This is a genomic window from Psychrobacter sp. AOP7-C1-14 (assembly GCF_052376135.1).
GTDB lineage: Bacteria > Pseudomonadota > Gammaproteobacteria > Pseudomonadales > Moraxellaceae > Psychrobacter.
In genome coordinates this window covers 149,742-169,790 of record NZ_JBQSVH010000002.1, presented here as the reverse complement: position 1 = coordinate 169,790, position 20,049 = coordinate 149,742, and the positions used below count along the sequence as shown (strand labels likewise).

The 20,049-nt window shown below is 42.2% G+C and carries 17 protein-coding genes; 5 read left to right on the top strand and 12 right to left on the bottom strand.

The window, feature by feature from the left end; all coding sequences use genetic code 11:
- Window positions 1-37: 37 nt before the first annotated feature.
- The 7 genes from def to erpA all read right to left on the bottom strand — a co-directional run bounded on the left by def (window position 38) and on the right by erpA (window position 7,181).
- Window positions 38-592, bottom strand: a complete 555-nt coding sequence (gene def / locus ACT3QN_RS03480) for a peptide deformylase (protein WP_444528907.1) — start codon at window positions 590-592, stop codon at window positions 38-40.
- Window positions 593-791: 199 nt separating this feature from the next.
- Window positions 792-1,046 (bottom strand): GlsB/YeaQ/YmgE family stress response membrane protein, encoded by a 255-nt coding sequence (locus ACT3QN_RS03475; RefSeq protein ID WP_057757652.1) that lies wholly within the window; start codon window positions 1,044-1,046, stop codon window positions 792-794.
- A gap of 328 nt (window positions 1,047-1,374) precedes the next feature.
- Window positions 1,375-2,856 carry a UDP-N-acetylmuramate:L-alanyl-gamma-D-glutamyl-meso-diaminopimelate ligase gene (gene mpl / locus ACT3QN_RS03470; RefSeq protein WP_444528906.1) on the bottom strand — a complete coding sequence of 494 codons (1,482 nt, stop codon included), beginning with the start codon at window positions 2,854-2,856 and terminating at the stop codon, window positions 1,375-1,377.
- Between the two features lie 292 nt (window positions 2,857-3,148).
- Window positions 3,149-3,778, bottom strand: coding sequence for a copper resistance protein NlpE N-terminal domain-containing protein (locus tag ACT3QN_RS03465; protein ID WP_444528905.1), 630 nt, complete (start codon window positions 3,776-3,778; stop codon window positions 3,149-3,151).
- A gap of 441 nt (window positions 3,779-4,219) precedes the next feature.
- A complete protein-coding gene (locus tag ACT3QN_RS03460) occupies window positions 4,220-4,732 on the bottom strand; it encodes a disulfide bond formation protein B (RefSeq protein ID WP_444528904.1) in 513 nt (170 codons plus the stop codon).
- Between the two features lie 139 nt (window positions 4,733-4,871).
- The gene (gene gshA / locus ACT3QN_RS03455; RefSeq protein ID WP_444526693.1) at window positions 4,872-6,446 is read right to left on the bottom strand and encodes a glutamate--cysteine ligase; all 1,575 of its coding nucleotides are present in this window, start codon (window positions 6,444-6,446) and stop codon (window positions 4,872-4,874) included.
- A 354-nt stretch (window positions 6,447-6,800) separates the two neighbouring features.
- On the bottom strand, window positions 6,801-7,181 hold the full coding sequence (erpA, locus tag ACT3QN_RS03450; RefSeq protein ID WP_444520017.1) for an iron-sulfur cluster insertion protein ErpA: 381 nt from the start codon (window positions 7,179-7,181) through the stop codon (window positions 6,801-6,803).
- A gap of 660 nt (window positions 7,182-7,841) precedes the next feature.
- Here erpA and ACT3QN_RS03445 point away from each other — a divergent pair.
- Complete coding sequence (locus tag ACT3QN_RS03445; RefSeq protein WP_444528903.1) at window positions 7,842-9,863, top strand: ATP-binding cassette domain-containing protein; 2,022 nt, start codon at window positions 7,842-7,844, stop codon at window positions 9,861-9,863.
- A gap of 72 nt (window positions 9,864-9,935) precedes the next feature.
- Here the strand turns inward: ACT3QN_RS03445 and ACT3QN_RS03440 are convergent, their stop codons facing one another.
- The gene (locus tag ACT3QN_RS03440) at window positions 9,936-10,298 is read right to left on the bottom strand and encodes a septal ring lytic transglycosylase RlpA family protein (RefSeq protein ID WP_444520015.1); all 363 of its coding nucleotides are present in this window, start codon (window positions 10,296-10,298) and stop codon (window positions 9,936-9,938) included.
- 682 nt (window positions 10,299-10,980) lie between these two features.
- Here ACT3QN_RS03440 and ACT3QN_RS03435 point away from each other — a divergent pair.
- Both ACT3QN_RS03435 and ACT3QN_RS03430 read left to right on the top strand, forming a co-directional pair.
- A complete protein-coding gene (locus ACT3QN_RS03435; RefSeq protein WP_444528902.1) occupies window positions 10,981-12,006 on the top strand; it encodes a DnaJ C-terminal domain-containing protein in 1,026 nt (341 codons plus the stop codon).
- Between the two features lie 100 nt (window positions 12,007-12,106).
- Window positions 12,107-12,430, top strand: coding sequence for a chaperone modulator CbpM (locus tag ACT3QN_RS03430; protein ID WP_444523740.1), 324 nt, complete (start codon window positions 12,107-12,109; stop codon window positions 12,428-12,430).
- A gap of 72 nt (window positions 12,431-12,502) precedes the next feature.
- On the opposite strand, the gene sstT is transcribed toward ACT3QN_RS03430, so the two are convergent.
- The 4 genes from sstT to ACT3QN_RS03410 all read right to left on the bottom strand — a co-directional run bounded on the left by sstT (window position 12,503) and on the right by ACT3QN_RS03410 (window position 16,964).
- Complete coding sequence (gene sstT, locus ACT3QN_RS03425) at window positions 12,503-13,705, bottom strand: serine/threonine transporter SstT (protein ID WP_444528901.1); 1,203 nt, start codon at window positions 13,703-13,705, stop codon at window positions 12,503-12,505.
- A gap of 293 nt (window positions 13,706-13,998) precedes the next feature.
- The gene (locus ACT3QN_RS03420) at window positions 13,999-14,484 is read right to left on the bottom strand and encodes a DNA polymerase III subunit chi (protein ID WP_444528900.1); all 486 of its coding nucleotides are present in this window, start codon (window positions 14,482-14,484) and stop codon (window positions 13,999-14,001) included.
- Between the two features lie 7 nt (window positions 14,485-14,491).
- Window positions 14,492-16,147: a leucyl aminopeptidase gene (locus tag ACT3QN_RS03415; RefSeq protein ID WP_444528899.1), complete on the bottom strand. Its 1,656-nt coding sequence runs from the start codon at window positions 16,145-16,147 to the stop codon at window positions 14,492-14,494.
- Between the two features lie 199 nt (window positions 16,148-16,346).
- Window positions 16,347-16,964, bottom strand: a complete 618-nt coding sequence (locus ACT3QN_RS03410; RefSeq protein ID WP_444528898.1) for a cysteine hydrolase family protein — start codon at window positions 16,962-16,964, stop codon at window positions 16,347-16,349.
- A gap of 484 nt (window positions 16,965-17,448) precedes the next feature.
- Between ACT3QN_RS03410 and ACT3QN_RS03405 the strand changes: the two genes are divergently transcribed.
- Together ACT3QN_RS03405 and lptG are read left to right on the top strand one after the other, a co-directional pair.
- Window positions 17,449-18,759 carry an LPS export ABC transporter permease LptF gene (locus ACT3QN_RS03405; protein ID WP_444528897.1) on the top strand — a complete coding sequence of 437 codons (1,311 nt, stop codon included), beginning with the start codon at window positions 17,449-17,451 and terminating at the stop codon, window positions 18,757-18,759.
- On the top strand, window positions 18,759-19,967 hold the full coding sequence (lptG, locus tag ACT3QN_RS03400) for an LPS export ABC transporter permease LptG (RefSeq protein ID WP_444528896.1): 1,209 nt from the start codon (window positions 18,759-18,761) through the stop codon (window positions 19,965-19,967). Before ACT3QN_RS03405 ends, lptG begins: the two co-directional genes overlap by 1 nt.
- The last annotated feature ends 82 nt before the right edge of the window (window positions 19,968-20,049 follow it).

The following is a 20,049-nucleotide window of genomic DNA, read 5'->3' as shown; positions in this document are numbered from 1 at the left end:
AGACGGAATAACAGGGATAAGAGTAAAGAGTGGCGCTTTAAGAATTGGCGGTTTGTGTTTGTTTTTCCGTTGACTGCTCTTCTTGTTTTTCGCGTATTTTTAGAACTTTGCGAACTTTATCACGAGCACGCGTTTGCTTAAGACGAGATAGGTAGTCAACGAATATCACACCATTGAGATGATCCATCTCATGTTGGATACAAACAGCAAGTAGTCCTTCTACGACTTCGTCGATAACCTCACCGTTACCGTCTAATGCTTCGATACGGACTTTATTAGGACGTTCGACTTTGTCATAGACGTCAGGTACGGATAAACAGCCTTCTTCGTACGGTTGCTTTTCTTCAACCAGTGGCGTGACTTTTGGATTGATAAAAACTCTAGGAGAGCTTTTGTCTTCAGACAAATCCATAACGATAAGCTGAATATGGTGATCCACTTGACTGGCTGCAAGCCCAATGCCTTGAGCATTATACATCGTCTCGATCATGTCTGCGATTAAGGTTTTGATTTCAGCAGTCACTTCCTTGACAGGCTTGGCGATAGTACGCAAGCGAGGATCTGGGTAACTTAAGATAGGGAGTAGTGCCATAACGTTCACCTCAATGATAAGGACAAAATAGGGTTGATATTATAAGATAAATGGGGACAAAAGTAATACTTATCAATACTTTCGCAGTCATATGGTGCTATATGCATATAGAAAGATTAGATTTTGATGGTAAATGGCACAAAAAAAGCCCTGCTTAACGCAAGGCTTTGTTTATATGGTGTTTTAATTGGCTCACGAATTATGCACGGCGTTTGTTTACAATCATTTCATATAAGAACAATAGGATAATTGCACCAATCACTGAGAATATAAGACCAGTAAAACCACCATCAGCATTAATACCGATTAATCCAGCTAAGAAACCACCTAGCATTGCACCAACGATACCCAATACGATAGTCATTATCCAACCCATAGGGTCGTTGCCTGGTTTGATAGCACGTGCTAGTAGACCTGCGACTAAACCTACAATAATCATCCAAATAAAGCTCATGTTATTCTCCTAGTATTATTAGTATTTATAATGTGTTACAAATTCTGATAAATCTATTGTAAACAGTCCTTGGGCACAAAAATAAGCCTAAAATGTTACTACTGTAGGGGCTATGTGAGAAAAAAGTCCAATTTGCTATTGAGTAGGGGTAATAGGTAAACGAAAGGTTACAAAGGTAGTTGTGGTGCTAACAGCACTCATTAACGTGATACTGGTAATACTAGAGTTATATAGATATTGGAAATAAAAAACGCAGCCATCTATTAGATGAGCTGCGTTTGTATATAGGGGAATAAGAAGAGCTATTTCTTTATCTTAACTAGAAGTGTTAGCCGTTATGCAATGCGGTTAATAAACGCTGATGAATCCCTTCAAAGCCGCCATTTGACATGACCACAATCGCATCACCTGCTTTTGCATGACTGCTGATATGCTCGATAATAGCGTCAATACTTGATAGTACTTGTTGGTTGCCGATAGAGTCGCTAGTAACCTTTGCTTGTTCAATGACTTCTTTTAAGCCCCATTCTAAACCAGTAGGCTCGTACCATAATGTATAGTCAGCAAGTACCGCTGATTGAGCTAAGCTGTCTTGATGAATACCCATTTTCATGGTGTTGCTACGCGGCTCAATGATGGCCCAAATACGTCTATCAGCCAGCTTCTTTTTGGCACCGTCTAATGTGGTTGTAATAGCCGTTGGATGATGGGCAAAATCATCAAAAACTAAGATGTCATTGACGTTACCGATCAGCTCCATCCGGCGCTTGATACCAGCGAAATCTGATAAGGCAGCACAGGCAGTCTCAACACTGACGCCAACGTTGTAGGCAGCAGCCACGGCAACTAGCGCATTGTTGACGTTATGAATGCCGCTCATTGACCAGTTTACGATGGCAGTGGTCTCTTTATCAGCGGCTAAACTGACTTTGAACTGGCTACCATCTGTTTGAATCAGCTCAGCCTGCCAATCGCTACTATCCTTTAGAGTACGCGCGCTTTCGCTGGTATCAGCTAGAGTAGAGTCAATGACAGCGGTACGCCAAATAGGTGTCCAGACCCCTTTTGCTAGCGTGTCTTCTAAACTGGTGGTCGCGGTTGGCATGATAATTTTGCCAGTGCTTGGAATCATGCGTACCATATGGTGGAACTGAGTTTGTATCGCATTAAGGTCCGCAAAGATATCTGCATGATCAAATTCAAGGTTATTCAAAATAGCCGTGCGTGGACGATAGTGAACGAACTTCGAACGCTTATCAAAAAACGCAGAATCGTACTCATCTGCTTCAATCACAAAATAGCCGGATTCGTTATCATCACTTTTATCAGCACCCAAATAGCTGCTGTGCGCAAACACTTGCTGTAGGTGCTTGTCAGTCGTATCAACCAATGGCACACCACCAATGAGAAACCCTGTATCAATACCAGCATAATGTAATATCCACGCCAGCATAGTTGTAGTTGTGGTCTTGCCATGAGTCCCTGCAACGGCAATTACGTGACGTGACTGCAATACTTGCTCAGATAAAAACTGCGGACCTGAGGTATAGCGTAAGCCATTATCTAGCATGTACTCAATCACATCCATGCCGCGTTTCATCGCATTGCCAACGACGACTAGATCTGGCGTTGGTTGCAAGTGCTCTATTAGATAGCCTTCTTCGATAGTCACGCCAGCATTTTCGAGTTGAGTAGACATAGGAGGGTAGACATTGGCATCTGAACCTGTGACCGTATGCCCAAGCGCACGAGCTAGCAATGCCAGTGAGCCCATAAAAGTACCACAAATACCAAGAATATGAATATGCATAGACGTTCCGTACGCGCTTAAGTGAAAAGAATAGAGAGCTGATAAAATAAAATTAGAAGTACTTAGCTGTTATCATTAAAAATAAATACTATTGATACCTAGCGACCAATATATTAGCTGGGCAAACCAGCAATCATTGTAAAGTAAACCCTGTTCGATGACTAATAAAAAACGCCTAACAAGTAGGCGCTATATAGCTAATAGATTTTAGCTGTTTTAGTATTGAGCGATAGACTAATTAACAACTGGTATTATGACGCTTTTGTTCAGGTAGTTCTTGTTGATCCGTTTATTATTTGCGAGATAATGTATAGTCGTTATCTAAATTATGATGCTCATCCATACGTACTAGATGATTGTCTTGTATGCGATAGGTCTCGATGTTTTTGCTTTCATAAACAATCGTGATTTTGTCATTATCCTGTCGGTAGACACCGGATTCGAGTAGGGGTGCTTTTGATTCTTTGGGGTTATGGTAGTTGCTTGCTTTTAATACAGACCCATCAGCGAATAGATTCAACGTGACGTCGATACTGTCACAGTCTGTACAAGAGACCATACCGCCATAATCGCCCATCAATGTTGCTTGCAGCATACTGCTCTTTGCTTCTGATCGCTCCATAGAGCTATCTACATAAGTATTTTTGTTTGACTGAGCAGCAGCAATCAGCGACTGCCCTTCCACCATTTCACTTGTCTCGTCATCACTCGCTAGCTCAACATTCTCATCCTGCAATGCTTGCGAATCACCTTGTGATTCAGGACTAGTAGCAGCGAATGTAGATACCATGTCTTTGTCGGTATTAGATGAAGCGCTATCACAGCCTACGATCAACGCGCATAGTGATGCTACAAATAACGCAGGACGCCACCGTTTTACTATAGTTAACGTAGTAGAGTGAACAGGAGCAAGATATATCATGGTTATACCAAAAACAGTTATTAACAAGTATTTTTCAAGCTCATCTATACTATAGACACCATAAAACCACTGTCAAAAATCAGGACAATGAGGAATGGGCGCATAGTAGTAATATAAATTGAGAGCTTGAGAGCATTATCTTATATGTAAAATGCAGATAGCTTATGAATAGAAAGCGATAAATATCTGATACTTATTCATTTATGATAAAAGCTGACTAAAGATATCAAAAGCTAAAAAACATCTCTGTGGGCTTTTTGTTGTTACCGAAAATTTCTAGAAATAAAAGAAATCGTAGAAATACTTATCGGTATAACCAATACAGGTTATGGGGGCGGTATAATAGTAGATAAAAAAACAGACACTGTATCGAAGATAGCAATGTCTGTTTCAAAAGTAGAAGCAGGAATAAAACCTAACCTCTTATTAAGCGATAGGATTTTAATTAGTAGGCTTGACGATACGCAATAATATCAATATATGTACAATCAGTAGAATACTAAATAAAATCAAAGATTGCTCAGGTATGCTTAATCCCATGAATGTCCAATCAACAGAAGCACATTCGCCAGAACCGGCAAAGACTTCTTCGAACACTTGTAGAATAGGAAGCGTATCAAGCCAATAGTTCAGTCCTGGTCCACAAGAAGGTACTTGGTCAGCAGGCAAATATTGCAACCATACATGGCGGGCTGCTACCGCCGTTGCCCAACCAATACCTACTAAGCTACCAAGCCACAGTAGTAGCCTTATCACTTTAGATTTAGGGTTGAACAATGCTGATATCAGGGCAAAACCGCCCATGACTATTAAGCCAACACGCTGAAAAATACAGAGCGGGCAAGGAGAAAGCCCTAGGTGGCGCTGTAAATAAAACAGCGCAAAACTCATGCCTATGATGGCCATTATTACCAAAAATACTTGCAGGTTACGGTAAGTGGTTAGCTGTCGCATTGTGCGGTTACTCTTATATGTTTATCTATAATAGATGTAGGGCAGCAATCAAGATTAAGCAGTCAAAATTTAATAACCAACAACCAGTCATCAAAACTTAGCAATTAAAAGCTAGCAGTTAAGGTTCAGTAATTAAAGGCTAGCGATATTGTTGTAAAAACTCCATAAAGTCTTCTGTTTCAGACTGCTCAATCTCAGCTTGCTGCAAGATAGATTTTTCTGCCAGTACTTCGTATTTAGCTTGAGTATTTGGACTAAGTGTCTGCTGCAGTAAAGACTCGCGATGCTGTTGAGCCAATGTAAAGCCAAGCTGCCATAAGCTGCCTAAGCGCTTACTGTCGGAATTCACTTGTGCGGAGATAGTCGACTCAGAGTGTCCTGCTTTGCCTTGCATCAACGCGACGGCAGCGCGGTAATCGTTACCACCATAATGAGCATCAAGTAATGCGGCAAGTGGCTGCATACGCTCTAGGTGCGTTAGCATCCAGCTTTCAAGTGATTGCTCTTGACCATTGTTGATAATATGCAAGTCATCACGGCGACCTTCGTTGACCACACGCTCAAGGTTGATAGCGAGCGATTCTTCTTCTTCAGGTAGCAGGTCTGGTGAATCACTGAACAGACAATACAGCGCCATTACTTCTAAGAAGCAAGCGCTAGAGAGGCGAATGCCCACGTCACTATATGGATCAAGATCAATAGCACGGAACTCGACATAGGCGATACCACGACGTTCAAGCGCTTCGGTTGGTGTTTCACCGCTCATTGCGATCTGTTTAGGACGAATAGGGCTGTAGTACTCGTTTTCTATTTGCAGAATATGGTTGTTGATTTGGATCGGATTGCCGTCTTCATCGTTCAAACCAAGTTTCGCAAAGCTTTCGTGAGGGGTTTGAATGGCACGGCGCAGACCAGCGACATACTCTGGTAGATAGTTATAACGAATATCGAGCTGCTCTTGCACGCTATTGGTATAACCAAGCTTACCCATACGCAGGCTAGTAGCAGCAGGCTTGTAATAGGTTGAATCATTGAGCAACTCTAAATCGTGCTCACGCCCTGCCAAGAAACAAGGACAAACGCTTGGACTGGCTCCGAGTAAATATAAAACGAGGCTAGTCAGACGTTTAAAATTACGAATCAGTCCTAAGTATTTTTCGTTTTTGAACTCTGTCAATGTTTGGCTTTGTGCGGTCGATGTTTTGGCTTGCCACGTCTCAAACAACGTATCACCAAAAGACAAATTGTAATGCAGGCCAGCAATCGTTTGCATGCGGCGACCATAGCGAATACCAAGACCACTACGATATAGGGTTTTTAACTTACCCGTATTAGAATTACCATAATCAGCTAGTGGGATATCTTCATCTTTAGAAGACAGCATGCAAGGCATCGATAATGGCCACATTAGCTCACCTTCAGGTATACCCTGATAGACCAATACGTGCAATTGGCGCAGCATATTGAGAGTCTCTTTTGGTGAGGACTTTGGTTCTGTGATGAGTTCAAGCAGACTTTCTGAGTAATCGGTAGTAATAAAAGGATGAGTAAGTTTTGACCCAAGTTTGGTTGGATGCGGGGTCTGTGCCAAGAAACCATCAGGTTTTACGCGAAGGCCCTCTTTTTCGATACCGCGGAGCATTCCCGTCAAGTGTGTGCTATCAAACCAATTAGGGATTTCGAAATTAACAAAGCTACTCGCAAAATTACTCATAATAGTCATCTATTGTTGTTTATTATGGCGGATCAAAACACGATAAGCGTTTGTCCATAAAATAGGTAAGTGTTAGGTCAATAATTCCGTCAGTTTAGCTCAAAGCTGTCTTGAAAACCACGGACAATTACAAATACGATAAGCTTTAAGCAAAGCGATTTGTGAAGATTTTGACCCTGTTTTTTAATATAGGTTTATCTCGAATATAGCGTTGTTTTGCCCAAATAGTTTGATAAAAAAAGCATCTACTTGAAAGATAGATGCTTTATCCATTATGTCTACAAGCTATTTGAGATATCGCTTGTGCACTACTTCATCATCTCAACAGTCATAGTGCGACGGTGTCTATTCAGCCTATATAGAGAATGATGAGCCGCAGCCGCAAGTGGTTGTAGCATTCGGATTGGTCACAACAAAACGTGCCCCCTCTAGTCCCTCGGTATAATCGACGGTAGAGCCTTGCAAGTATTGATAGCTTAGCGAGTCGACGACTAACGTCACATCACCATTATCAAAGTTGGCATCGTCTTCATTTAGATCGTTGGCAAAGTTAAACCCGTAAGAAAAACCAGAACAACCACCGCCCGTCACATAAACACGTAGCATAAGGTCGCTATCGCCTTCTTCTTCGCGTAGACGGCGTACTTTCTGCGCCGCACTATCGGTTAGGCTTAATACGGTTGGGTCCACTGGTTGGCTGGCGCTTGGACTAAATTGGTTGGCTGATTCGTTCATATCTACCTCAGTTGCTAGGATCAAATGCGGTCGTCGTCCTGTTTAGGCTTGCAATAGGGTACTTGCAAATAAAGATACGTACGGCGTTTGATTTAATTGGGTGCTGTCATTATGGCAAAGCTATTGGTGCATTATAAGCTGCTTGTACAATTTCAAAATGGTATTTGTGCCACTACAACACTTTATTGCCTCTATTGATGGTGGGCACTTATTTTGTAGCAGTATATCATAATGGGGGTACTGTTTCGTTTGTCAAGAGTGGTACGACTACTGAATGTTACTAACGAACAAGCAGTGCCTCAAGCTTGATGTGGAATTATCTAAAAAAATTGCGCTGAAAGCTCATGCTAAAAATCTTACTAACCAATAATATCGCTATGCGATTAAATCCTACTCAACAATATTAGGAAGTCTCAAAGCTTATTGGTCGTATTACGGTATTTTGTGGTCATAACCTTTATAATAGGAACAAGCATGTATGAGCTCAAGAGTTACTTGTGAAACTTAAGGTTTTTAGCGTAATAAATAGTTAGTTTTGAAATAGTTATTTAATTGTTTGCCTATAGGGCAAGCGTTTGAAATAATAGCCGCCAGTTGACATACCCTATGTGCGCTTCTTATTGCCCTATATCTATATTATTGTTGAGATGAAGAAATTATATGATCGAATTTAAAGACGTTGGTGTTCGCCGTGATGGTCGTGAATTGTTTGCAGGTGCAAGCTTTCAGCTCCATCCAGGTCACAAAGTTGGACTGACGGGCAACAACGGCACAGGCAAATCTACTTTATTTGCGCTATTACTGACGCAGATGGGTACAGGCGATACAGAGGTCACCCTTGATAAAGGTGAAGTCAGTATTCCTGATAGTTGGCATGTGGCGCATATGGCACAGGAAGTTGGTGCTACGACGCAGTCTGCAATCGATTATGTATTGAGCGGTGATGAGCAGTGGTATGAGATTAATGCTGCGCTAAATGATTTAAGTAGCGTTAGCGATGAGCAAATTGGTGTATTGCATCAGCAGTTCGATGAGATTGATGGATATCGTACGCCGACCAAAGCGGCACAAATTATGGCAGGTCTTGGTTTTAAGACTAGCCAGCATGAGCTACCAGTAGAAGGGTTTTCTGGTGGTTGGCGCATGCGCTTAAACCTTGCCAAGACTTTGATGAGCCGTGCTGACCTGATGCTACTCGATGAGCCAACCAACCATTTGGACTTAGATGCTATCTTGTGGCTTGAAACATGGATCAATGCTTATATGGGTTTGGTCATCGTCATCTCGCATGACCAAGCGTTTTTGGACGCGACAGTTGGTCATATTTTGCATGTAGAGCAACAGAAAATCACCCTATATACTGGTAACTATCAGCAGTTTATCCGTACCCGTCACGAGCGCATGGCGCAGCAGCAGCAAGCGTTTGAAAAGCAAGAAGCGACCAAGGCTCACTTGGATGACTTTATTCGTCGTTTCCGTGCTAAAGCCAGTAAAGCCAAACAGGCCCAGAGCCGCATTAAGCAGCTTGAGCGTATGGCGGAGCTGTCACCAATGATGGCTGACAACCCATTCTCATTCCAATTCTATGAGCCAGCAAACATGAGCTCACCGCTGATTGAGCTGACTCACGCAGATATTGGCTATAGTGAAACACCGCTATTACGCAATGCTAATGTACAGGTGACTCCTGATACTCGTCTTGGCTTATTGGGCATGAACGGTGCTGGTAAATCAACGTTGATTAAAGCATTGGTCGGTGAGCTTGGCATATTAACAGGGAAATACCGCGTTTCAGATACCCTAAAATTGGGCTATTTCAATCAGCATCAGATGGATATCCTAGATGCCAAAGCAACGCCTATAGAGATGCTACGTCGTCTAGCAGGTAAAACCTCTGATGCAATGCTGCGCTCGTTTTTGGGTAGCTTTGACTTTCGCGGTGAGCGCATTGATACCCCAAGTGAGCTGTTCTCAGGTGGTGAGCGTGCGCGTTTGACCTTGGCATTGATTGTTTGGCAGCGTCCAAACGTCCTTGTACTTGATGAGCCTACCAACCATTTAGACTTACAAATGCGTCAAGCATTGACTATCGCATTGCAAGGCTTCAAAGGGGCAGTGGTACTAGTATCACATGATCGAGAGCTGATTGCCAATGTCTGTGATGAGCTATATCTGGTACACGATGGCATTATCGAAGAGTTCGATGGTGATATTGGCGATTATGGTAAATGGCTAGCAGAGAAGCGTAAACAAGAGAACGCAGCAGATAAAAATACTGGTAAGAAAAAAAGTAAAAAAGAGAGTAAGAAGTTTGTTTCACGTGAAACTAATAATAGCTCAGTAAGTAATGAATCATCTGATACTTCATCAAACCGTAAAGCTACGCCGTCTGCACTTAGTAAAGAAGAGCAGCGTAAATTAGCTGCTGAACAGCGTAAAATGACAGCACCTATCCGCCGCGAGATAGAGGAAACAGAAAAGACACTGGCTAAGATTGATAAGCAGCTCGTGACGCTTGAAGAAAAATTGGCTGATACAGAGCTGTACGAAGATAGCCGTAAGTCTGACTTGCTTGTATTACTCAATGAACAAACAGCGCTACAGCAGCAGCACAGTGATAATGAAGAGAAGTTACTACTATCAATGACGACTTTAGAAGAGATGGAAGCTAAGTTTGCATAAAGCGTTCTAGATAGTTAGTTATAGAAGCAGACATAAAAAAGGGATGGCATAAGCCATCCCTTTTTTATTACATCATTCCTTGCGATATTTGCCATCACCGTACGACAGTATTTCCATCGTAGTCGTACAAAGCTGACAGTTTATTTCACCAGCAGCGGCTTTTGATAAATCAAGAATACGGCCTCGAATAAAAGGTCCTCTATCCGTGATTTTTACAACGACGCTCTGCTTTGTCTTTTGGTTGGTTACTTGTACCTTCGTGCCGAACGGTAACGTGCGATGTGCAGCGGTTAAAGAGTTCATGTCGAAGATACTACCACTAGCTGTGCGCTTACCATGAAACTTACTACCATAATAACTGGTATTGGCAGCGAAAACTGTGGTGCTAAGTAGCAGCGATAAAGTGACAACCAAAGACTTGATTAAATAAGACATTTAATACCTTTAAGCAATTAATAAAATAGACAGATGCTCTTGCCTACGTTATCTATACTCCCTATGAGTATGAATAACAGGGGATTTTACAAGAGCTAGCTTGTCATATTATTACTGCTATGTAAAAAACTCATGAGGTCAAATAACTGTTTTTTAAGGAAAAATAGATACTTTTTAGCAAAAATAATGATGATGAAGAAACTAAAATTAGTCTTATAAAGAGTGATTCTCATAAAGAAGCCGACAAAATACTAGAAAGCCAATCACACAATATAAATAGGTAATATATAAAGACCAAATCTATCGATATAGCATACTTGACGTTATAAAACGCTATTTAGAAGTAGATAATATTGTGTAAGCAAAACTTTCTAAATTATTGCTAAATTCTAAAAACAAAGGGTTTGGTATTATTTTAATATTATTAGAAAACTGATAATGATAACTTTTGAAAAAGTTTAGCCTAATGTACAAGCGTTTTTTTCTATACTAGAAAGTATAGTAGATACTGTTTGGCATCATTACTGGTAATATTTATATAACGGTATTTATAGTAATTATTGCTATGATAATAAGGAGGCCACAAAAACTGCTATAGCAAAATCTAGTAGCCGTTTATACCGTATTGTTTGAAAGTGGCAGACTGATACCACTAATATGTTTTTATTTGAGGGAAAATAACATGGCAGAGAAAAACTACTATGACATTTTAGGGGTCAAAAAAGACGCCTCAGACGCTGATATCAAAAAAAAATACCGTAAGCTCGTTCGTCAATACCATCCTGATGTCAGCGATCATCCAGACGCTGATAATAAGATTGCAGAAATAAATAACGCGTATGAAACGATCAGGGATAAAGACAAGCGCGCTGAGTATGACGCTATGCTAAACAACCCGTTTGCGGATCAAAATAGCTCAAGTGGGTTTAGTGGTGGTGGGCAAGCTGGCGCGGGTCAAGGTGGTTTTCGTTGGGAAGACATCAAAGATCAGTTTGGTGATGGAGAAGCCTTTGGTGATGGCGGTTTTCGCTTCGATGATATTTTTTCAGCATTTGGTCGCGGCGCGCGTGGGTCAGCTGGCGGGCAAACGGGTAGTCGCTCTCAAAGCAGCGGTTTTGATCAATTTGGCGGTGATTTTGGGACGCAAGATAGCAAAGGTCAGGATCAGCATGCTGAGATTACCGTTGACTTATCTTCAGTCTACAGTGGTGACGACTATAGTATCAAACTAAATGTCCCTATTCGTCAGCCCAATGGCAATGTCGACTATGATAATAAAACCCTTAAAATCAAAATCCCGAAAGGTATCACTGATGGTAAACAGATTCGTTTAGCAGGGCAAGGTGCTGCTGGTAGTCGTAATGGTAAAAATGGTGATTTGTTTTTGAAGGTTAAGATTCGCCATAATGCCAATATTCGTATAGAAGGCGCAGACGTTTATCAAACCGTAAATATTGCACCTTGGGAAGCGGCACTGGGTGAAAAAATCAATGTCAGTACGCCAGCGGGTACGCTTGGCGTGACTATTCCTAAAAACAGTAAGTCTGGTAGCAATTTACGTCTTAAAGGCAAAGGTATCCCTGCCAAGCAAGCAGGTGACTTGTATCTAACTTTAAATATTGTTAATCCTGATGTCAGTAATGATGCATCGACACAGGCTTATGAGCAGCTAAAGCAAGCCTTTGCTGATACCGATATTAGTCGTTAGACAAGATTCTGAATAACCGTTGTTTATTACCGAAGTGATAAATAAATAGCAGAGATGAATAAGATACCGATGAAATGAAGAGAAAACGAGGATAATAGCTATGAACCACTCGACTGAATTTACAGATATCATCATGAGCTTAGATGAACTGGTCTCTGCCTGTGGCCAAGAGCGCCAATGGGTCATCGAACTAATCGAAGAAAACATCATTGAATATGATGCACTAGAGCATGAGAAATTTACTGGTTATCAGCTGACGACAGTGCGCCGTGCATCGCGCTTGAGTCGTGACTTTGAAGCCAGCGTACCTGCCATCGGTTTGATACTTGAGCTGCTAGATGAGGTTGAGCAACTGCGTCAACTCAAACGCCAAATAGAGCAGCAAACACCAGTTATCGAAGTCGATATAGACAATCTAAAGTAATCAAAATATTGCATAAAAAAAGGGCCATTTAAAGGCCCTTTTTTATATCTATAGAAAGCATTTCAACGACAATTAACGCGAATAAGTAGGATCTGCCGCTGCTGTAAACAACACATCAGTTGAAGAGTTCAAGGCAGTTTCAGCTGAATCCTGAATTACACCGATGATAAAGCCAATCGCAACTACTTGCATCGCGATATCATTTGGAATACTAAACAAGCTAGCAGCGAGTGGAATTAGTAATAACGAACCACCAGCAACACCAGAAGCACCGCAAGCACTAATCGTAGCAACCAGACTTAATAACAATGCAGAGGCAAATGTTACTTCGATACCCAACGTGTGAGCAGCAGCAAGCGTTAAGACGTTAATCGTAATCGCAGCACCAGCCATGTTGATAGTGGCACCTAGTGGAATGGTCACCGAATAAGTGTCTTCATGCAAACCAAGCTTACGGGCAAGGTTCATGTTGACTGGAATATTAGCCGCTGAACTGCGAGTAAAGAAGGCAGTAATCCCTGATTCGCGCAGACATTTGAACACGAGTGGATAAGGATTTTTACCCGTTTTCACAAGGACGATAAGCGGATTTGCAACCAACGCAATGAATAACATACAGCTGATCAATACCATCAAGATACGTGCGTAGCCTGCCAAAGAAGCAAAGCCTGTCTCAGCAACGGTGCTAGCGACTAGGCCTAAGATACCAAATGGCGCTAGAGCAATAATCCATTTAACCACTTGCGAAATGGCATCAGCGAAATCACCAACGACATTGCGAGCAGTATCACTGGCTTGGCGCAATGCAAAACCGATAATAATTGCCCATGCTAAGATACCAATATAGTTGGCTTCAGCGATTGCATTAATCGGATTGGCCACCAAGTTCATGAGCAAGTTTGTCAAAACTTCTTTTAGGTCAGCAGGTGGAACCTGTGCGATATCAGCGTTTATTAAGACCAGTTCAGTCGGGAACAAGAAGCTAGCACCAACTGCTGTTAGCGCGGCTAAAAAAGTGCCGAACATGTACATGATAAGCACAGGCTTTACGTAGACTTCATTACCACTGCGATGTTGGCTAATCGCTGCCATAACCAGCACAAATACTAGGATGGGAGCGACGGCTTTTAGTGCACCGACAAAGAGTGTACCAAGTAACCCTATTGCGGTGCCGATACTTGGCACTAGCCAACCAATCAATACCCCTAGCACCAAACCAATAATAATGAGCGGCACCAGCCCTATACGCTGGTACATCGCAATTAATGAACGCATCTGTACACCCTCAAGTCCGTTAAAAGTAAGTGAATTGTCACAACAGAAAATTTATCGATGGATAGTAGCATTTTTTGACATATTCGCATACTGTTCATAGCAGTGGCTGTTGCGTGCAAACGGAGAGATAGCAGAGTCATCTAATAAGTATAAAAAGAATGCAGCACTTATAGGTAAAGGCCAGCTACTTATAATATCTCATTCATGAGAGTAAAAGTGGCGGTATAGGTTGTGATATATAAGATAGGCGGTATATTTCATTGTAAAAGATGAAGGGGGAGTAAACGGCAGAGCTATACCTTAAAGTGGGTTAAATCGTAACCTAATTGCTGGTAGGCTTTATATTTATTACGACCTTCTTGGGTGCTTGTGGCATCAGGTCGGATCAGCTCAAGGACTCGGGAGGGGTTTGAGTTATTAGTAGAAGCCATAAAATCGTTAACAGGACGTGTTGTCGTATTAAGAACGATACCATTAAAACCTGCTGGCATATGTTTGCCAAGCATTACGGGCGCTAATAATTCAGGATTAGCAACGTTGGGGTTAGCATTGATATCATCACTTTCAGCAGTAATATCAGAAAGAACTTGATGTGGTATAAAACTCGTGGCTTCTTGTGCCCAGAGCGCCGTATCTAGATTTGATAACAATGTGTTATCTTCAATTAAAATCAGCAAAGACTGAGCGCTTTTGTTAAGCGCCGTCTGAGTAAGCTGACAAATAAAGCCCAAGAAATCTTGGGCCTTACTCTCACTTAATACATAAAAACTAATTTTCATAAATGGATTAAACCATCTCTGCACTGTTTTTTAGATATTGCATAAACAATGGTACTGGACGTCCAGTTGCTGCTTTGTCTTTACCTGAGTTCCATGCAGTGCCAGCGATGTCTAAATGCGCCCATGCTTGACCTTCTTCAACAAAACGAGACAAGAAGCAGGCAGCAGTTACGGCGCCAGCGCCTTTGCCACCGATGTTTTGCATATCAGCGATTGGTGAGTCAAGCTGCGCTTGATAGTCGTCATCTAAAGGCATATGCCAGACAAGATCGCCTGATAGGTTACTTGCATTTTCTAGATCAAACAGGACGTCTTCATCATTACTAAACACGGCTGAACGAACATGACCTAATGCAACGACACAGGCGCCAGTCAATGTGGCAACATCGATGATAGCTTTTGGCTGATAACGCTGCACGTAGCACAGAGTATCGGCTAGCACCAAACGACCTTCAGCATCCGTATTCAAGATTTCAACTGACTTGCCATTCATCGCTTTGACGATATCGCCTGGGCGAGTTGCATCACCTGATGGCATGTTTTCAGCGCAGGCTAGGGCGCCAACGACATTGATTGGTAGACGCGCTTCACACAATGCTTTAATCGTACCGAGTACTGACGCCGAACCACCCATGTCAAATTTCATCTCATCCATCGCCGCACCTGGCTTGATTGAGATACCGCCTGAATCAAAGGTCACGCCTTTACCGACTAATACGATAGGTGCGTCGTCATTGACAGTTTGTGCATTATTATCGCTAGCTTTATCTGCTTTTTTAGCTGATTTTTTGGTTGGCAGTTTATCAGCCAATGCTTTTAGACCACTTACTTTTGCGTTGTTAGTGGTTTGTTCTGTATTGTTTGCATCGGCACTAAATTCTGATTTACCACGGTATTCCATGAGCACAAGCTTACCTTCTTTGGTAGAGCCTTGTGCGACGGCTAAGAAACAATGCATACCTAGCGCTGACATTTCGTCTTCACCTAATACCTTGACGGTTAATAAGTCAGGGTAAGTTTTTGCAAGTTCTTGAGCTTGTTCAGCCATGTAAGCTGGGAAGCAGATGTTGCCAGGTTCATTGGCCACATCACGAGTGAGGCTCTGACCAGCGAATACCGATTGAGCAAATGCAAGTGCAGGTTTTAGAGATTCGTCAGCTAATAGATAAACATCAGTCACTACAGGAGTCGCTTGCTCAGACTTGTATTTGTCAAAGCGATAGCTGGCTGCCATTAGGTTAAGCGCAAACTGACCAAAATGATTTTCTTCTAGCGCATCGCCTAATGCAACAGTAATAGAAGAGACACGCTTTTGTGTGCTGCTATAAATAGTATTGGCGATTTTTTGCAGTACTGAATTATTGAATTTATCAGTGTTACCCACACCGACCAATAGCAGTTGAACAGGATTTTGCTTGGTGGTTTTTTTATCACCTGCTAATGCGTAGTCAGCAACAGTCTCACATGCAGTACCCTTAAAATGTGATACTTCAATCAACTGCTCAATACGAGCGGTATATTCGGTCAGCACAGATTCAGCCAGAATGTTTTTCTTGTCATCGACCAATACAACCAGACAAGCATCGTCTTTGCTTTTGGCTTCTTTTTTCAGGATTTTTTGTGTATGGGTCTTTGGTAAATGCTGAGATAATTTGATATTCATATAGTTATCCTTATTAGAGTTATGAAAAATGCAGGATTTGTATAACTGCTTATACCTGTCAGATTATTAGATTATTTGGTCTGTCGAGCAACCACAGTAGTGTAGCATATTGCGATAATAGTGCGCAGTTAGCAAAGCTTAGGTAATGCGTTTGAATTATTGCGCTGTGCTAACTTACACTATAATTTAGCGTTGTAAATTAGCCGTTGACCAGTTCATCGGTCGTTACCATCGCGGCAAATCTGTCTTGCAGTGCTGCCATGGCAGTATTATGCACAATGTCGGCCCTGATAGTCTCTCTTGTAGTGCTAGGTAGGTCGCGGGTAGCACAGGCATCGTGGCAGACAAAGCTATCGAAGCCTAAATCAAATGCGGCGCGAGCGCTTGAGCTGACGCACATGTGACTCATAAAGCCAGCAAAAATAATCTGCTTTTTTGATTCTGCTGAAATTAATGATTGTAGCTGTGTATCATAAAAAACATTCGGATGCTGTTTGGCAATCACTGTTTCGCCATCTTGCGGCTGCAACTGCTCTACTATTTCAACATTAGCGGATAAAGGATCAAAAACGTTGCCATTCTCTGCGCCGTGATGAGTAATGTGAAAGATAGGTAGATTTTGCTGACGCGCTTTATCGAGTAATAAACGCGCATTGGCTATGGCTTTTGTCCCAGCCTCCCCTAATGGCATCGCGCCATCGACGTATTCGTTTTGATAGTCGATAAGAACGAGCGCGCAATTTGACCAGTCAAGCGAATCGAATGACCCACCAGCGAGTTCAAGTAGGGTAGAGGGCGTAGAGGTTGTTTTATTCATTGGTATTATTCTCCGTTTGACAGTATAGGTATATTTTTCTATCAATCAGTCTAGCAACTAATAACAGAGATAGAGGGTCGATGATACGAATGGCAAACAAACCTTTCTAAAATAAATAAAGCAAAAAATTCGCAACATCAATTTGATGTCATCTGAGGTTTTACCACTTATTTATCCAATATTTGCTATATTTCTCATCTGTTGTCAATAATGCGCTATCAGCAAGGTGTGCGTAATGTTTTCAAACACATTTCACAGTCATTTTTAGGCAAAATATGCTAGCATTAGCGGTTATATCTGTCGCTTGTGTTTATTGATTATGGCTAATCATTCGCTTGGCAACGTTTATTGTTATTTGAATATTTGAATCACTCATATCATGCTGATGATATGTCGTCGTATAACCTTAATATTCAATAAGTCTATCACCAATCACGCGCATACCAACCGTTTAAGAGTACCCATTGTGATATTACGCCGCTACATGACACAACAAGTTGCTTCGACCACAGCCTTAGTGCTGGGGTTTTTGATAGTGATGATGCTTGGCGGTCGCTTGATACGCTATTTTGGCATCGCCGCCGAAGGTCGTTTGGATGTCAGCCTACTGTTTACGATCATTGGTTATAACCTACCGTACTTTTTAGAGCTCATCTTACCGTTAGCTTTTTTTATTGCTCTGATGTTGGTATTTGGCCGCTTGTATGTCGATCAAGAGATGGCAGTAATTAATGCTAGCGGCGTATCTCGTGGAAAGCTTGCTCGGCTAATGACACCGTTAATATTAGCATTGTTCGTTGGTGAAGCGGCACTATCCGTCGTTGGCAAACCTTGGGGCGTACGCTCGTCTGAGGCTGTCTGGCAGCAGCAAGCATTGACCAGTGCATTTGATTTGATTCGTCCGAACGAGTTTATCAGTAGCGGTAACTATCATCTATACGTGGGTAGTCTCAGCGACGATAAGAAAAAACTACAAGATGTGATATTGATCCAATCTGAACCTGCGAAAAAAAGTGGGGCTGCTGAAAGTGTCGATGCCACTAATGCTGATATGAATAATACAATTGATAACGAAACAGCCGAACAAATTGGCATCTCTGATATTCCAAAAGATATTATAAATAGCGGTGCAAAGGATATTAGCAAAGACACCATCACGCTAGCTAAGCGTGCTGAGCAAGTAGATACTGGCAATAGTGGTGTGACTCAATTGGATCTGTTCCAAGGACGTCGTTACGAAGTTGGTGCAGGCAGCCTAAAGTATAATCAAGTTGCTTTTGATCGCTATCGCATTACCTTGACTGAGTCCTCTCAGGAAGTCATCACCGAAGATAATATCGAAACGCAAGAGATTGGACCGTTGTGGCAAGCCGCAACGAGTAGTTCACCATCAGGTACGAATAGTGCAATGCGTGCTGCCCAAAGTGAGCTTGGCTATCGTTTGGCATTACCATGGCTGATGATTATCGCGCCTATGTTGGCCGTGCCACTTGCGCAAGTGCGACCGCGTCAGGGACGTTGGCTGCGTTTGTTTCCTTCTATCTTATTATTTGTCAGCTGTGCATTGGGTATCATTTCGCTCAAAAACGCTGTGAGCAAAGACAGCATCAGCGTATGGGCATATGTATGGCTTATCTTAGGGTTTATGGCATTGGCGCTTTACATGAACTGGGGTAGCCGTGTGCAACATCGACTGCGCTTTCGCAAACAAGAAAATAGGCTAGCTGCTGTCGCAATTAATTCAGTTAGCGACATAGATAGCCAGAATAACAGCTCACAAGGAGGGCAGTCTTAATGCGCTCTTTATTTGCTAAATCAGCCGAGTCTGTTCACTTAGCCAAGAAACCTGCCAATCTAAAGGTCCTTAGCCGTTATGTAAAACTGAACGCTCTATTAGCTATAGTTGCTGCCGTTATTGGTTTGTGGGCATTACAACTTATTTTTTCTTATTTATCAGAACTTGAGTCGTTAGATGATGGTTACACCATGGGAGAGGCGCTTAAATATATATTTTATCGCTCGCCATACTTTTTAGAGCAGTTTATCCCAACAGGTGCGCTACTGGGTGCTGTGATAGGGCTGGGCTTACTGGCTAATAAAAGTGAGCTGGTTGTCATGCGCGCGGCTGGCGTCAGTATCTATCGTATCGTTGGCTGGGTATTGCAGCCTGCTTTGATATTTGTGCTATTGGCCTTGGCTATTAATCAGTTTGTCCTACCGTCTTCTAATCAATTGGCAAAGCAGATTAACGGTGAGGACAGCGCCTCGCTAGTTACCTCGGTACGTGGATACTGGACAATTCAGCCACGATTCGACAGCGCAGAAGATGGTAGTGCGACACCTGATGGTAGCGATATTTTATATATTGATTATGCTGATGTCGCAGGCAATATTGGTGAGGTTAAACGCTGGCATTTGGATAACGATGGTAACTTGCAAACTGCTGTCCATGCGGAAGGCGGACAGTACACTGGCCGTGAGCCAATTGATGTGAATAGTGACAAGCCAAGCGAGCAGTATCGTTACGAGTGGCAGCTAGACGATATGGTTGAGCTTTCTATCAATCAGGGCTTTGAGAGTAGTCAGGCTATATCACCATCAGATACACTGAGCTTGCCTTTTGCTCCAGAGTCTGTGTATTTACTGACGCGTAAGGCAGAGGATTTGTCATTGACGCAGCTGTATGAGCATCGCACCTTTATGCGCCAACAAGGCAGTCGTTCCTTAGATCATGAAGTCGCCTTTTGGCAAAAGCTTTTATCACCGTTGTCGATATTATCGCTGGTGATTGTTGCTTGCTCATTTGTCTTCGGCTCGCTACGGACGCACAGCTTAGGCTTGCGTATCGTTGTGGCACTGCTGTTTGGTCTGTTATTCAGCTATATTCAAGATTTAGTTGGCTTTGTATCGCTAGCCACAGGTTTTTCACCGATGCTCATGGTGCTATTACCGATTATCGGTAGCGCATTACTGGGCGGATACTTAATAAAACGCCAAATGTAGAATGACAGCTAGCTATACAAAATAAAAAGCACGCTAAATTAATTTAGCGTGCTTTTTTATGTCGATTTTAATTTCAGTTCAA

What these genes read in the sequence shown, in the direction of transcription:
- def (WP_444528907.1), bottom strand. Translation starts at nt 592, where the DNA reads ATGGCACTACTCCCTATCTTAAGTTACCCAGATCCTCGCTTGCGTACT.
- ACT3QN_RS03475 (WP_057757652.1), bottom strand. Translation starts at nt 1,046, where the DNA reads ATGAGCTTTATTTGGATGATTATTGTAGGTTTAGTCGCAGGTCTACTA.
- mpl (WP_444528906.1), bottom strand. Translation starts at nt 2,856, where the DNA reads ATGCATATTCATATTCTTGGTATTTGTGGTACTTTTATGGGCTCACTG.
- ACT3QN_RS03465 (WP_444528905.1), bottom strand. Translation starts at nt 3,778, where the DNA reads ATGATATATCTTGCTCCTGTTCACTCTACTACGTTAACTATAGTAAAA.
- ACT3QN_RS03460 (WP_444528904.1), bottom strand. Translation starts at nt 4,732, where the DNA reads ATGCGACAGCTAACCACTTACCGTAACCTGCAAGTATTTTTGGTAATA.
- gshA (WP_444526693.1), bottom strand. Translation starts at nt 6,446, where the DNA reads ATGAGTAATTTTGCGAGTAGCTTTGTTAATTTCGAAATCCCTAATTGG.
- erpA (WP_444520017.1), bottom strand. Translation starts at nt 7,181, where the DNA reads ATGAACGAATCAGCCAACCAATTTAGTCCAAGCGCCAGCCAACCAGTG.
- ACT3QN_RS03445 (WP_444528903.1), top strand. Translation starts at nt 7,842, where the DNA reads ATGATCGAATTTAAAGACGTTGGTGTTCGCCGTGATGGTCGTGAATTG.
- ACT3QN_RS03440 (WP_444520015.1), bottom strand. Translation starts at nt 10,298, where the DNA reads ATGTCTTATTTAATCAAGTCTTTGGTTGTCACTTTATCGCTGCTACTT.
- ACT3QN_RS03435 (WP_444528902.1), top strand. Translation starts at nt 10,981, where the DNA reads ATGGCAGAGAAAAACTACTATGACATTTTAGGGGTCAAAAAAGACGCC.
- ACT3QN_RS03430 (WP_444523740.1), top strand. Translation starts at nt 12,107, where the DNA reads ATGAACCACTCGACTGAATTTACAGATATCATCATGAGCTTAGATGAA.
- sstT (WP_444528901.1), bottom strand. Translation starts at nt 13,705, where the DNA reads ATGCGTTCATTAATTGCGATGTACCAGCGTATAGGGCTGGTGCCGCTC.
- ACT3QN_RS03420 (WP_444528900.1), bottom strand. Translation starts at nt 14,484, where the DNA reads ATGAAAATTAGTTTTTATGTATTAAGTGAGAGTAAGGCCCAAGATTTC.
- ACT3QN_RS03415 (WP_444528899.1), bottom strand. Translation starts at nt 16,147, where the DNA reads ATGAATATCAAATTATCTCAGCATTTACCAAAGACCCATACACAAAAA.
- ACT3QN_RS03410 (WP_444528898.1), bottom strand. Translation starts at nt 16,964, where the DNA reads ATGAATAAAACAACCTCTACGCCCTCTACCCTACTTGAACTCGCTGGT.
- ACT3QN_RS03405 (WP_444528897.1), top strand. Translation starts at nt 17,449, where the DNA reads ATGACACAACAAGTTGCTTCGACCACAGCCTTAGTGCTGGGGTTTTTG.
- lptG (WP_444528896.1), top strand. Translation starts at nt 18,759, where the DNA reads ATGCGCTCTTTATTTGCTAAATCAGCCGAGTCTGTTCACTTAGCCAAG.